At 69.3% G+C, this 13,474-nt stretch carries 14 protein-coding genes; 4 read left to right on the forward strand and 10 right to left on the reverse strand.

From position 1 onward, the window contains the following. Positions 1-61: 61 nt before the first annotated feature. The 4 genes from EZ242_RS04475 to EZ242_RS04490 form a co-directional block, all read right to left on the reverse strand. Entirely contained in the window at positions 62-616 is a 555-nt protein-coding gene (locus tag EZ242_RS04475) for a hypothetical protein (protein WP_135283890.1), read from the reverse strand. Beyond that, positions 616-1,071: a DUF305 domain-containing protein gene (locus EZ242_RS04480; protein WP_135283891.1), complete on the reverse strand. Its 456-nt coding sequence runs from the start codon at positions 1,069-1,071 to the stop codon at positions 616-618. The genes EZ242_RS04475 and EZ242_RS04480 overlap by 1 nt, the downstream gene beginning before the upstream one ends. A gap of 12 nt (positions 1,072-1,083) precedes the next feature. Further along, positions 1,084-1,677, reverse strand: coding sequence for a c-type cytochrome (locus tag EZ242_RS04485; protein WP_135283892.1), 594 nt, complete (start codon positions 1,675-1,677; stop codon positions 1,084-1,086). Between the two features lie 114 nt (positions 1,678-1,791). Beyond that, complete coding sequence (locus tag EZ242_RS04490) at positions 1,792-4,074, reverse strand: copper-transporting P-type ATPase (RefSeq protein ID WP_205960586.1); 2,283 nt, start codon at positions 4,072-4,074, stop codon at positions 1,792-1,794. Between the two features lie 221 nt (positions 4,075-4,295). Between EZ242_RS04490 and EZ242_RS04495 the strand changes: the two genes are divergently transcribed. Continuing rightward, on the forward strand, positions 4,296-5,030 hold the full coding sequence (locus tag EZ242_RS04495) for a lipid-binding SYLF domain-containing protein (protein ID WP_167784635.1): 735 nt from the start codon (positions 4,296-4,298) through the stop codon (positions 5,028-5,030). 63 nt (positions 5,031-5,093) lie between these two features. Here EZ242_RS04495 and EZ242_RS04500 read toward each other — a convergent pair whose 3' ends face one another. The 5 genes from EZ242_RS04500 to uraD form a co-directional block, all read right to left on the reverse strand. Further along, positions 5,094-5,318: a hypothetical protein gene (locus tag EZ242_RS04500; RefSeq protein WP_135283895.1), complete on the reverse strand. Its 225-nt coding sequence runs from the start codon at positions 5,316-5,318 to the stop codon at positions 5,094-5,096. Further along, positions 5,315-6,046, reverse strand: coding sequence for a S1 family peptidase (locus EZ242_RS04505; RefSeq protein WP_135283896.1), 732 nt, complete (start codon positions 6,044-6,046; stop codon positions 5,315-5,317). Before EZ242_RS04505 ends, EZ242_RS04500 begins: the two co-directional genes overlap by 4 nt. A 57-nt stretch (positions 6,047-6,103) precedes the next feature. Further along, on the reverse strand, positions 6,104-6,472 hold the full coding sequence (locus EZ242_RS04510; protein WP_135283897.1) for a hydroxyisourate hydrolase: 369 nt from the start codon (positions 6,470-6,472) through the stop codon (positions 6,104-6,106). Positions 6,473-6,476: 4 nt separating this feature from the next. Next, positions 6,477-7,454 (reverse strand): Bug family tripartite tricarboxylate transporter substrate binding protein, encoded by a 978-nt coding sequence (locus tag EZ242_RS04515; RefSeq protein WP_135283898.1) that lies wholly within the window; start codon positions 7,452-7,454, stop codon positions 6,477-6,479. A gap of 88 nt (positions 7,455-7,542) precedes the next feature. Next, a complete protein-coding gene (gene uraD, locus EZ242_RS04520) occupies positions 7,543-8,085 on the reverse strand; it encodes a 2-oxo-4-hydroxy-4-carboxy-5-ureidoimidazoline decarboxylase (protein ID WP_167784636.1) in 543 nt (180 codons plus the stop codon). Between the two features lie 77 nt (positions 8,086-8,162). On the opposite strand from uraD, the gene EZ242_RS04525 reads away from it, so the two are divergent. Together EZ242_RS04525 and EZ242_RS04530 are read left to right on the forward strand one after the other, a co-directional pair. Next, positions 8,163-9,140, forward strand: coding sequence for a LysR family transcriptional regulator (locus tag EZ242_RS04525; RefSeq protein WP_135283900.1), 978 nt, complete (start codon positions 8,163-8,165; stop codon positions 9,138-9,140). A 120-nt stretch (positions 9,141-9,260) separates the two neighbouring features. After that, a complete protein-coding gene (locus EZ242_RS04530; RefSeq protein WP_135283901.1) occupies positions 9,261-11,165 on the forward strand; it encodes an ATP-binding protein in 1,905 nt (634 codons plus the stop codon). A 48-nt stretch (positions 11,166-11,213) separates the two neighbouring features. Here EZ242_RS04530 and EZ242_RS04535 read toward each other — a convergent pair whose 3' ends face one another. Next, positions 11,214-12,128 carry a LysR substrate-binding domain-containing protein gene (locus EZ242_RS04535; protein ID WP_135283902.1) on the reverse strand — a complete coding sequence of 305 codons (915 nt, stop codon included), beginning with the start codon at positions 12,126-12,128 and terminating at the stop codon, positions 11,214-11,216. Positions 12,129-12,223: 95 nt separating this feature from the next. Between EZ242_RS04535 and EZ242_RS04540 the strand changes: the two genes are divergently transcribed. Then, the gene (locus EZ242_RS04540; protein WP_135283903.1) at positions 12,224-13,462 is read left to right on the forward strand and encodes a CaiB/BaiF CoA transferase family protein; all 1,239 of its coding nucleotides are present in this window, start codon (positions 12,224-12,226) and stop codon (positions 13,460-13,462) included. Positions 13,463-13,474: the final 12 nt, after the last annotated feature.

Raw genomic sequence — 13,474 nt, forward strand, 5'->3', positions numbered from 1 at the left:
CGCTGGGGCCCGCACTCCCGTTCGCCCTGAGCGCGTCGAAGGGCCCAGCCCGAACGGTGCCTCACTTCACCGCCAGTGGCGGCCCCGCCCTGCATTCAAGGAACCCGGCGTAGCCAACGGTGAGCGCCTGGGCGACTTCGAAGCCCATGTCGGCTTCCACCTGGCGGCCTTGCGTCGGCAGGCGGCCGCCCTCGCCGGTCACGAGCACACCCAGGCGGACGGGACCGGCGGCGAGCATCACGCCGGCCGGATCGACCCGTGCGCGAAGCGCTTCCAGCTGCACCAGACTGCCGTTGAGCCTGACGAGCCCCGGGCCGATGGCGCCGTCCGCCTGCAAGCCGAAGGCGAGCACCGGCCGGCCGGCGCTGGTATAGCGGAACAGGCACAGAGGACCCGCGCCGACCACCTTCGCGATCTGCGCGCCATTCAATGTCGCCGGGTCCAGCGTGGGGATGTGCGCGCCCGCGAGCACCTCGTCGACGGGCCTGAGGGTGGCGACTTCGGGCGCGGACGCGGGTGCATCGTCGGCCACCAGCCGCCCCTCGCAGCCGGCCAGCGCGCCCGCGAGCACGAGCGCGAGGCCCCGCAGGCGGCGAAGGGAGGAGGCTTGCGCCATCAGTCCCGCCGCTCCAGGTCGCGCACCAGGTAGCGCATCTCCGCGATCTCGCGTTCCTGCGCCTCGATGATCTCGTCGGCGAGCTTGCGAACGCGCGGGTCCGAGATCTGGGCCCGGCTGCTGGTCAGGATGGCGATGGAGTGGTGCGGGATCATCGCCTTCATGTAGTCGATGTCGTCCACCGTGGCCTGGCTGCGCACGAGCCACAGGGTGAGCGCGAACACGGCGACCGAGCCGCCGAAGATCGCGAGGTTCAGGCCCTTGCGCTTGTACATGGCCAGCATGTAGGCCAGCATGATCACGGACATCGTGGCGCCCATGAGCAGGGCCATCCAGGCGCGCGTCTCGCTCCAGAACACCTGCTCCCAGGCATACGTGTTCAGGTACATCAGGATGTACATCACCACCGTGGACGTGGCGATCATCGCAGCGAAACGCCAGTAGGACATCTGCATACAGGCCGCCTGCTAGCGCTGCGCAGGAGCTTGCCCGCCTGCCCCTGGACCGTGATCGTGCCCCCCTGGGGTCTCGGGCTTTCGTGCGCCGAGCTGCGCATAACGCTCGGGCGTCATGGCCGGCAGCGCCTTGACGAAGGCGGCAATGCCCCGGATCGCCTCGTCATCGTGGGTCGGCCCGAACGCCGGCATGCCGGTCATCTTGATCCCGTGCCGCACGATCCAGAAGATCTCGCCCGGCTCCCACTCGGTCGCTGCCTCCGTCAGATGCGGCGGCCGGGGCCGCATGCCGTCGGCCCAGGGTTCACGTTCGACGCCGGGGCCCGCATGGCAGTGTTGGCACATGGAGTGGTAGGCCCTGGCCCCCGCCGCGAGCATGGCCGGGGGCACCTGTTCGGCGCCTCTCGCCTCTTCGGCGCGCTGGCGCACGGAACGGTGCATGGTGGTGGCCAAGGCCCAGCGTGTCGGGGCGAGGTGCTCCTCGGTCGCGGCCACGTTGTACGCGCCGGTGTAGACCACCGCGAGCCCCGCCAGGCCCATCAGCACCACCAGGCCGAAGGCGCCGACGAAGATGCCCAGGCCGAGCTTGTTGGAGTGTTGCTTCATCGTACTTCTCCGCCGAGCTTGCCTTTGACACACGGAGGAACCGGCGACGGGGTGAGGTCATCGTGCCATGGGGGGCGCGCCCTGGGCGGACTCGGATACAGCCGCTCACTTTCGTCACTGGACGGCGCGTGCGGCAACTCCCGCACTGCGCAATCGCAAGGCGTTTCCGACCACGCTGACGGAGGACAGGCTCATCGCCAGCGCGGCCACCATGGGCGAGAGCAGCCAGCCCGTCCACGGGTACAGAAGCCCGGCCGCGAGCGGCACGCCCAGCGCGTTGTAGATGAACGCGAACACGAGGTTCTGCCGCATGTTGCGCACCGTCGCCTGCGAGATCTCGCGCGCGCGGGCAATGCCCCGCAGGTCCCCCTTGACCAGGGTCACCTGGGCGCTGTTCATCGCCACGTCGGTGCCGGTGCCCATGGCAACGCTCACGTCGGCGCGGGCCAGGGCCGGCGCATCGTTGATCCCATCCCCGGCCATGCCCACCACGCGGCCCTGCGCCTGAAGGCGCTCGACGAGCGCCAGCTTGTCGGCCGGCTTGACCTCGCCATGCACCTCGTCGATGCCCAGCCGCGCCGCGACCGCACGCGCCGTCGTGAGGCCGTCTCCGGTGGCCATCACCACCCGCACGCCGGCCTCGTGCAGCGAGCGCAGGGCCTCGGCCGTGCTGTCCTTGACCGGATCGGACACGGCGAGCAGGCCGAGCAGGCGCCCGTCGGCGGCAAGGTGCATCACGCTGCTGCCTTGCCTGCGCAGATCTTCCGCGGCGTTCTGCAGGGCCTGGGTGTCCACGCCGTCCTCCTGCATGAGCGCGCTGTTTCCCAGGGCCAGGCGACGACCCTCCACGCGGCCCCGCACGCCGATGCCGGTGGAGGACTCGAACTCCTCGGCGGCGGCCAGCGCCAGCCCCTGGCGCCTGGCGGCGCTCACGATGGCGGCGGCCAGCGGGTGCTCGCTGCCCTGGTCGAGGCTGGCGGCCAGGCGCAGCACCTCGTCGGCGGAAACGCCAGGCGCCGGCACGACGTGATCGAAAGCCGGCTTGCCCTCGGTGAGGGTGCCGGTCTTGTCCACGATCAAGGTGTCCACGCGGCGGAAGTGCTCGATGGCGGCCGCGTCGCGGAACAGCACGCCTTCGGTCGCCGCACGGCCGGTGGCCACCATGATCGACATGGGCGTGGCCAGCCCCAGTGCACAGGGACAAGCGATGATCAGCACGGCCACCGCGTTGATCAGCCCGAACAGCCAGCCGCGCTCGCCGCCAAGCAGCCCCCACGCGAAGAACGAGAGCACGGCCACCGCGACCACCGCCAGCACGAAGCGCCCGGCCACGGCGTCGGCCATGCGCTGCATCGGCGCCCGGGAACGCTGGGCCTGGGCCACGAGCTGCACGATCTGCGACAGCATGGTCTGCGCGCCCACGCGTTCGGACTGCATGACCAGCGCTCCCGTGGTGTTGAGCGTGGCGCCGATCACCTTGTCGCCCGCGCGCTTGCTCACGGGCATGGGCTCGCCCGTGAGCATCGACTCGTCGATGGCGCTGCGGCCTTCCAGCACCACGCCGTCCACCGGCACCTTCTCTCCCGGCCGGATGCGCAGGCGATCGCCGACGTGCACGTGCGTGATCGGCACGTCCTCCTCGCTGCCGTCGGCAGCGATGCGGCGCGCGGTCTTGGGCGCCAGTCCCAGCAGCGACTTGATGGCCGCGGAAGTCTGCGAGCGTGCCCGCAGCTCCAGCAGCTGCCCGAGCAGCGTGAGCGAGATGATCACCGCCGCCGCCTCGAAGTACACCCCGACCCGGCCGTGCGCCTGGAAGCTCTGTGGAAACAGGCCCGGCGCGAGCGTGGCCGCAACGGAATACAGGTAGGCCGCGCCGGTGCCGGTGCCGATCAAGGTCCACATGTTGGGGCTGCGCCGCGCGAGCGACTGCCACCAGCGCACGAAGAAGGGCCATCCGGCCCAGACCACGACCGGCGTGGCCAGGACCCACTCGACCCAGCTGAATGCGGCGGGCTGGATGAAGCCGAACTGGTGGCCGAACATCGCCAGCACCACGACGAGCAAGGTCAGCGGCAGCGTCCACCAGAAGCGCCGGCGGAAATCGACCAGCTCGGGATTCTCGCCCTCGTCCAGCGTGGGCATCAGCGGCTCCAGCGCCATGCCGCAGATGGGGCAGTTGCCGGGATGATCCTGCCGGATCTCCGGGTGCATGGGGCAGGAATACACGGTGCCGGGGGCCGGCTCGACCTCGGGCGGTGCGGCCGCAGCCCCGTGGGCATGCGGGCCTGCCTGGGAGTGGTGCGCCTCGTGCGCGTGGTGCGACGCGTGGGGATCGTGCGCCGCGTGGGAATGGGTACTGGTGTGCGCATGCACCGGGCTGGCGGGTTCAGGCTTCATCTGGGTCTCCATGAACAAGGGCCGGGGTGCCCGACCTGATCGCACCTTCAACCTTCACATCATGGGAATGTCAAGCGGATGAGCGGATGTTTTTTACGCCTGACCCGTTTCTACGCCCGGCCCATGCCCATGGGCAATGCTGCCGCAACATCCTGTTCCCGGAGGCCGGGAACCTCGGGCGCCCCGGCCTTCCAACAGGCATGACCAACCAGGAGGTTCACATGAGATTCAAGAAGTCTTGCCTGTTTGCAGCGCTTGCGGCTGCCTCGTCCGTCGCCATGGCCCAGGCGCAGCCCGCCTATCGCACACCGGCCCCATCCGCACCGCTCGTGTCGCCCGGCACCATGGACCGCGAGGACATGCGCGAGGAGCTGCGCGATGCGCAGGAACAGATCCGCGACGCGACGCAGGTGGTGCAGCGCATGAAGAACGACCCGGCCGTGGCCCAGGCCCTGCAGCGCGCGCAGGGCGTGTTCATCGTGACGGCCTACGGGCGCGCCGCGCTGGGCGTGGGCGTGCAAGGCGGCGAAGGCGTGCTCATCACCCGCCAGGGCGACAGCTGGGCCAACCCGGTCTTCTACAACATGGGCGGCATCACCGTCGGCCCGCAGGCCGGCGCCTCGGGCGGACCGATGGCCTTCATGCTGATGACGCCTGAAGCGGTGCGGCAGTTCCGCTCCGACAACAACGTGAGCCTCAGCGCCGAGGCCGGCCTGACCATCGCGCCCTGGTCGGCCAAGGCCATGGCCTCCACCGGCAAGCTGAGCGATGTATACGTCTGGAGCGGCACGGCCGGTCTGTATGGCGGCGCCAACCTGGGCCTGCAAGGGATCGTGGCCGACAGCGAAGCCAACCGCGCCTACTACGCGACGCAGGCCGCCACGCCGGCGCGCATCCTGGGCGGGCAGTTCCGCAACCCGCGCAACGACGTGCTGGCGATGGTGCTGGCGGTGTAGCGCTGTGGCGCGAGGGTCTGGCGATGTCGCGGACAGTGCGGTCGCCAGGCCGCCCGCGCGTCCTCAGCCCTTCGGAACGTTGCGGACCGTGGCGGCAGCGAGGTAGTTGGTGGCGATGACCTGCGCCACGACCAGCACGAGCTGGCTCCTCTGCGCGCCGCTTTTCAAGTCCGGGAAACGCTGGGCGACGAGTTTCTCCGCCTCGTCCAGTTGACCCAGTGTGGCGTCGAGTGCGCTTTCAAGGAGCCTCTGCTTGAGGTCGCCGAATTCGTCGGGGTGCGTGGTCATGGAGCTTCTCCGCTCGGCTGGGTGAGGGTTTCCAGGATGTCCGCATACCAGACGCAGCCGAGACCCAGACGCTCGTCGAAATCGTCCTCTCGCGTGTTCATGTCCAGGCTGGCCGAGTGGATGCCGAGCAAGGTCCAGGGAAACGGGCCGTCGCTGCGGACGACGACCGGTGCGCCGCTGGTGCCGCGGTGCGTGCGCGCATCGTTGAGGAAGTAGCCCTTGCCCTGGAAGCGCACCCCGTAGGCGGACGCCACGGCGCCGGAGCGCACGACCGGCAGCTGATGGACCGTGTCGTAGAAGCCCAGTGGATAGCCGACCACGAGCACCGGGGAGCCGATCGCGAAGACCGCATCCCGTGCCGCGCAGGACTCGGCGCTGAAGGGCCGCAGGACTGCCGTCGGCGGCAGGACGGCGCGCTGCAGTTCGATGACCGCGACGTCCACCTCGCCACCCGAGTCGATGCCCTGGCGCCATTGGCTGACGCCATCGCGGTACAGCAGGATGGACAGCGTGGCCCAGGATGTCAGATCGACCGCGTCCGTGTGGATGACGAACTCGATGCGGTCCGGGTGATGGCCGCCCGGCGCATCGTGGAGCACGTGGCGGCTCGTCACCAGGAACAGTCGCCCGGACCGCTCGTACAGGAAGCCGCTGGCGGACGTGAGCAGACGGGCGCCCGAGAAGGTCGAGATGCGGACCGCTGAGAACAACAATTCGTCGATAAGCACCGTGTGACGCCCCTGACTGCGCAGGGTACGCGAGTTTGGGCTCGCGCGGCAGGAAGTTCAGGCGCCACCGCGAAACAGCGAGAAACCCCAGGGCGTGAACTTGAACGGCAGGTGGAAATGCTGGGCGGCGTCCGTGACGTGGAAGCGGTAGACCACCACCTCGAGGAAGCCCGGATCCGGCAGCGCGACGCCCAGGCGGCGGAAGAAGCCGCCCACGTCGAAGCGCACTTCGTAGCCGCCGGCCGTGATCTGCGGCCCGGTCAGCACGGGGTCGGTCCACGCGCCGCTGGTGCCTACCCGGCCGCTCGCCAAGGGAGCACCCGCGGGCTCCCCGTCCGCACCGAGCCGGTAGAGGCTCACCGACAGGCCCTCGGCCACCCGGCCGTGGGCCACGTCCACGCAGTGGACCGACAGGCCTGCATTCATGGCGTCAATTCATCCGCGCGCCCGAGGCCTTGACCGCCGGCGCCCACTCGTTGACCTGCCGGGTGACGAAGTCGGTGAACTGCGCGGTGCTCATGGGCTCGGGGGTGACCCCCAGATCGAGCAGGCGCTTTTGCAGCTCGGGCGTCGCCACGAGCTCGGCGACCGCCTTGTGCACCTTCTCGACCACCTCGCGCGGCACGCCGGCCGGCGCCGCGACGCCCAGGAAGTTGTCGGCAATGAGCTTGGGCGCACCCACTTCGACCACCGAGGGCAGGTTCGGCGCCATGGCGGAGCGCGCCCGCGAGGTCACTGCAATGCCGATCAGCTTGTTCTCCTTCATGAAGGGCACGTTCTGCGTGAGCGTGTCGACGGCGAACTGCAGCGAGCCGCCCAGCAGGTCGTTGTGCATGGGCGCGGAGCCCTTGTACGGGACATGCTCCATGTTCAGGCCGTACTGCTGCTTGAACACCTCGCCCACGATGTGGCCGATGGAGCCGACGCCACCCGAGCCGTAGTTGACGGGCTTGGACTGCGCCTTGATCCAGCTCACCAGCTCCGGCAGGGTGCGGGCCGGCACCGAGGGGTGGACCACGAAGACGTTGGGCACCGAGCCGATGTAGGCGATGTGCGTGAAGCTCTTGACCGGGTCGTAGGGCGCCTTGTCCATCATGAAGGGCGAGATGCTGATCGGCGCGGTGTTGGACAGCAGCAGCGTGTAGCCATCGGCCGGCGCCTTGGCGACTTCGTTGGCGCCGATGGTGCTGCCCGCGCCCGGCTTGTTCTCGACCAGCACCGGCGTGCCGAGCTTCTGCTGCAGTCCGGGCTGCAGCAAGCGGGCGATGACGTCCGAGGAGCCGCCCGGCGCGAAGGTGACGATGAGGCGAATGGGCTTGGTGGGCCAGGCCGCCTGGGCGAACACCGAGCCGGCCGGCACGGCCAGGAGGGCGGTGGAAACAAGGAGCGCGCGGCGAAGTGGGTTCATGGGCATCTTTCTGGACAGAGGACGGTGGTGCTGGGCAGGAAGGAAGGCAAGCGCGGAACGAGAAAGCACATGGGGCGCGCGCTGCGGGTCAGTCGTCCAGCGTGCCGGCCAGGGCGAGCAGCCGGCCCCGCATGACCTCGCAGACCTGCTGCAGCGCCGTCGTCAGTTCGGCCGAAGCGTCATGGGCCAGGCGCTCCTCCAGTGACTGGAACACCGACTCGAGCGAAGCGTGCAGCCGCAGGGCGACGACGAAGGGATAGCCGAAGCGGCCGCGGTAGCGGGCATTGAGGGCAGTGAGCCGGGCCATCTGGCCGGGGGCCAGGGCCAGCAAGCCGAGCCGGCCCTGTTCGGCGTTGGAGTCGGGGGTCATCGCGCCGGCCGTGGCCTCTCGGCCGGCCAGTTCGGGATGCGCGCGCAGCAGGGCGACCTGCTCCTGCCGCGTGGCCTGGAAGATGGTGCCGGCCATGGCTTCATAGACCGACTTCCAGGAGCCGAAGGGGCCGCGCATCCACGCCCGCTGCGCCACCCAGGGCGAGTGCTCCACGACGCCGCCCAGCCGCGCAACGAAAGCGCCCTCCCCTTGCGCCAACAACGCGGCAAGCGGGATGCAGGGGGCTTGGCGATCGGTCATTGGCGCGCAGTCTCGCGCTCGAATGCGTTGCTGTCTATCGCATAATTGAGCACGTTGCGTTCTATTAATCAGCATCCATGAGCGGTCATGCGGGCTCGCTTCATCCCAAGGCCCTGCGCTATGTCGCGGCCGTGGCGCAACTCGGCTCCGTGCAGGCAGCGGCCCGCGAGGTGTCGATCTCCGCGTCGGCCGTGGACCGGCAGATCCTGCTGCTGGAGGAGGACCTGGGCGTGCCCCTGTTCGAGCGGCTGCCGCGCGGCATGCGCCTCACGGCCGCCGGCGAGCTGCTCCTGGCCTTGTCGCAGCGATGGAAGGCCGACCTGAACCGCACGCTGTCGGACATCCGCCAGCTGCAGGGCGTGAGCCACGGCGAACTGCGCCTGGCCGCGATGGACAGCCACGTGAACGGCTTCCTTCCCGAGTTCGTGGTGGCGGTGGGGCGCGAGCACCCGGGCATCCAGCTCGAAGTGGACATCGCGAGTCCGGACGACGCCGTGAACCTGCTGGCCAAGGGCGGCGTGGACGTGGCGGTGGCCTTCAACGTCAAGCCGCAGCGCGAGCTGAACATCATCTGGAGCGCAGCCCTGCCCCTCGGTTGCGCTGTCGCGGCGAACCACGCCCTCGCCCGCGAGGAGCGGGTCGACCTCAAGGACGTTGCCGCATGGCCGCTGGCGGTGCAAAGCCGGGCCTTGGCGATCCGCCAGTACCTGGAGCGACGCCACGGCTGGCTGCTGGAGCAGGCACGGCCGCCCCTGGTGACCAACTCGCTGCAGCTGGTGAAAAGCCTGGTGCGCAGCGGCGGCCACGTGGCGCTCACCTCGGAGCTGGACATGGGGCCGGAGATCCTCGACGGCGCCGTTCGCTTCATTCCCCTCAGAGACAAGAGCGCGCAGCCGCAATCGGTGAGCGTGGCCACGAGCGCCGGGCGCTCGCCACCGCGCATGGCGCGCATCATGGCCGAGCTGCTCGCGCGCCATGTGCAGGATTACATGGCCCGCGTGCGCGAGGCCGGGACGGCGAGCCCTCGCAAAGGCGCGCGATCGCAGCGTCCCTGAACCGCGACAGCTGCCGCGCGGCGCGTGTTGCCATGCCCCAGCCGAGCCGTCCTCCGACTCGGGAATAGGCGTAAAGCCCCAGTCCGCCCGAGCTCAGCGGTGTGTAGCATCCCCGAGCACATGTTTGCCACCGCGCTCCACAGTGCCCCGGCCACACCCGCCCAGCAACGCGTGGTGGCCTGGGTCATCGGTGCCTCGCTCGCCACCTTCGTGCTGCTGGCACCCTTTGCGCAGGTCAAGCTGCCGCCGGTCCCGCCGTTCATCTCGGCCTACCAGTTCGGACTGGTGCTGCTCGACTGCATCATCGCCTCCTTGCTGCTGGGGCAGCAGCGCGTCACGAAGTCTCGCGCGCTCCTGCTGCTCGGGTGCGGCTACCTGTTCACCTTGATGCTGACGGTGGCCCATGCGCTCACCTTCCCCGGCCTCTTCGCGCCCACGGGCCTCCTCGGGGCGGGGCCGCACAGCACGGCATGGCTCTACATGGTCTGGCATGCAGCGTTTCCGCTTTTCGTGGTCGCGTACGCGAGGGCGGGAAGCGGCGTGCAGGCCACGCGGCGCGCCTGGCCGTGGCAACTCGCGACCGTGGCGGCGGCGCTGGCCGTCACCTGGCTCGCGACCGCCGGGCAGTCGCTGCTGCCCCCGATCATGGCCGGCCACGGCTACCGCACCGGCTACTACGGGGTGGTCAGCCTGGTCTGGTTGACGAGCCTGGGCGCGCTGTACGTGCTCTGGCGCAAGCCGGCGCGGACCATCCTCGACGCCTGGCTGATCGCGGTGATGTGCGTCTGGCTGTGCGAGATCGGCCTGGCGGCGGTGCTGAACGCCGGGCGCTTCGATCTCGGTTTCTACGCGGGACGCATCTATGGCCTGCTGGCCGCAGGTTTCCTGCTGGTCGCGCTGCTGTGGCAGTACGGCGAGCTCTTCGCCCGCGAAGACGCAGCCCGGGAGGCGGCGCTGCTGCGCACCGAGGAGCGCTACCGCAAGCTGTTCGAGTCCATCGACCAGGGCTTTTGCGTCATGGAGCTGGTCTACGACCCGTCCGGACGCGCCGTGGACTTCATCTTCCGCGAAGTCAACCCGGCCTTCGAGCATCACACGGGCCTGCGTGACGTGGTCGGCAAGAGCATCCTGGCGCTGGTGCCCGGCCACGAACCCCAGTGGGTCGAGGCGTTCGCGCAGGTCGTCCGCACGGGCCAGCCCGTGCGCCTGCAACGGCAGGCGCAGGCGCTCGGTCGCTGGTTCGACGTCTACGCCTTCCGCATGGATGCGCAGCACTGCGTCGCCGCCTTGTTCAGCGACATGACCGCGCGCGTCGATGCCGACCGCGAGCGGCGTGGCGCCGACCAGCGCAAGGACGAATTCCTGGCAGTGCTGGCGCACGAATTGCGCAACCCCATGGCGCCGATCCGCACCAGTGCCGCGTTGCTCGAGCGGGTGTCCGGCGATCCGGCGCGCGTCGCTGGCGCAGCGGCCGTCATCGCGCGCCAGGTGGCGCACATGACGCGACTGGTCGACGATCTCCTGGACGTGTCACGGGTGACCCGCGGCACCCTCACGCTGCATCCCGACCGGCTGGACCTGCGCGACGTCGTCAAGGAGTCCGCCGAGCAGGTGCGCCCCCTCATCGACGAACGCCGCCACCGGTTCGACGTGGAGCTGCCCACCGAGGCCGCGATGCTGGTGGGCGACCGCGCGAGGCTGGTGCAGGTGCTGGCCAACCTGATCGGCAATGCCGCGCGCTACACGGAGCCAGGCGGCTGCGTGGGCATACGCCTGCTTCGCTGCACGGGCACGTTTTCCATCGAGGTGAGCGACACCGGCGTGGGCATCGATCCGGCATTCACGCCCCGCCTGTTCGAGCTCTTCTCGCAAGCGGACCATGCGCGCCACGCTGCCCGTGCGGGGCTCGGCATCGGCCTGGCACTGGCCCGCAAGCTCGTGGAGCTCCACCGCGGGACCTTGACCGCCTACAGCGAAGGACCGGGCAAGGGCAGTCGCTTCACGGTGTGCCTGCCGGCGGCGTAGTAGGAGCAAAACCGTTGCGGTGGGCGGCGGGTCGAGCAGGCGGGTTGCTCAGGCTCGGCGGGTCGCGCCTTCCCACACACTGTTGCCCGCCTGCCGCTCCAGGATTGACAGCAGCAGGCGTTTCACCGCGATCAACTGCGGCGACAGAGGAGTCTCGGTCGCGGTGGCCACCGTGATGGCGCGCGTGAGCACGGGATTCACCAGCCGCCCTACCGGCAAGTCGGTGGGGCGTGTGTCGCCGAGCATAGAGAGCGGCAAAACCGTGGCGCCGACACCCGCGCGCACGAGCTGCAGCATCGTGTACGGGGAGGACGCCTCTGTCACGACGTTTGGTAAGACTCCGCGCTCGACGCATGCGCGGTCGATCAGAGTGCGCAGGCTGTTCGGCCGCGCCGGCATGATCAGTCGTGCGCCGGCCAGTTGCTGCAGTTCGACTTCGCCCGCCGTGCCAGGCAAGCCGAGGACGAACAGGTCCTCGGTGGCGACCTGCTGGACGTGCATGCCGGATGCCGAGTAGTCGCCCACCATGATCGCGATGTCGATGCGTCCGCGCAGCAGCATTTCGCCGACGTAGGCCCCTGGACTCTCGACCAGCTCCAGGGTGATCGCCGGGTACTGCTCGCGCACGCCATTGACCAGTGGGACCGCGATCATCGCCGCCACGCTGGCGGCGGTACCGATCACCACGTGGCCCGAAGGCAAGGAGGCTTGCTCCTGCCCGATGCCCCTCAGCCCCTCCAGCATCTTGAGCATCTCTTTCGTGCGCCGCACGAACTCGAGACCGGTGGCGGTGGGCACGACGCCGCGCGAGCTGCGGCTCAACAACTGACATCCCGCCAGACTCTCGAGCTGGCGCATCTGAACGCTCAGTGCGGGCTGGGCGATATGCAACACCTGCGCGGCGCGCGCAATGCTGCCGGTCTCGACGACCGTGATGAAGTTCTTGAGTCGCCGGAAATCCATGGTGACATCTTGCGGACGGGCTATCGTAATTCACGATAGGGGTAGGCCGTACTGGTATTTCCACGCGGCGCCGCGCCTCAATACGATCTGCCGCGATGACCAACGCGACGCCCTCCCCGGCTTGGCAACCCCTCAAGGGGGTGCGCGTGCTGGAGCTCGCACAGATCATGGCCGGGCCCGTAGCCGGACTCATGCTTGCCGACCTGGGCGCGGATGTGATCAAGGTCGAGAAGTTTCCGGGAGGAGACGACGCGCGCGGTTTCAACAGCCAGGGCGCTGGCGGTGTCACGGCCTCGTTCGAGGTCCTCAATCGCGGCAAACGCTCCATCGCCGTCAACCTGAAGACCGACCAGGGCCGTGCCGCCCTGCGCCGCCTGGTAGCCCGGGCCGACGTGCTCACGGAGAACTTTCGCCCGGGAACCATGCAGGCGCTCGGGCTGGGTCCCGAGGATCTGCACGAGATCAATCCGCGGCTGATCTATTGCAGCGTCACCGGTTACGGGAACCGGGGCCCGCTTGCCGGCCGCGGCGGCTTCGATCTGATCCTGCAGGCTTTCTGCGGCCTCATCAGCGTCACCGGCGAGCCCGGTCGCGCGCCGGTGAAACCAGGGATTTCAATCGCGGACGTGAATGCCGGCATCCTTGCCGCACTGGGCGTGCTGGGTGCCTACGTCCATGTGCTGCGCACCGGACAGGGCCAGCATGTCGAAACCTCACTGCTCCAGGCGTCCATGCAGCAGTTGTACTGGTATGCCGCCCTGTTCTTTTCGGGGCAGGAAGTGCCCCAGCGGCTTGGTACGGCCCATCCGGTGGCGGCGCCCTATCAGACGTATACATGCTCCGACGGCGAAATCGCTCTTGGCGGAGCCAATGAATCGAACTGGTCGCGCATCACGGAGGTGGTCGGGCACCCCGAGTGGCGCGACGATCCGCGCTTCAGCACGTCGCAGGCGCGGCTACGGAACCGGGCTTCCTTGACCGAGTGCCTGAACGCTGCGCTTGCGGGCCACACGAGGGCGCACTGGGAGGCGCTCCTGACGGCCGCGGGCGTCCCGGCGGGGCCGGTTCAGTCGGTTGCCGAAGCGCTGTCGCACCCGCAGGCGCGCGCTGTGGACATGGTGGTGGATGCGCAGACGGCCGACGGCGGACTTCGACCGATGATCGGGCTGCCGATCCACTTCAGCGGCCGCAACGAACCCGCCTCGACGGCGGCGCCGCGCCTGGGCGAGCACACGTCCCAGGTGCTCGCCCAGGCCGGCTTTTCAGACGACGAGATCAGCGAGCTGATCACCGGCCAGTACGTACTCCAGGTGGCGCCTGCCGCCGGCCGATGACCTGAAAACATG

The organism is Ramlibacter rhizophilus, from assembly GCF_004681965.1.
GTDB classification, from domain to species: Bacteria; Pseudomonadota; Gammaproteobacteria; order Burkholderiales; family Burkholderiaceae_C; genus Ramlibacter; species Ramlibacter rhizophilus.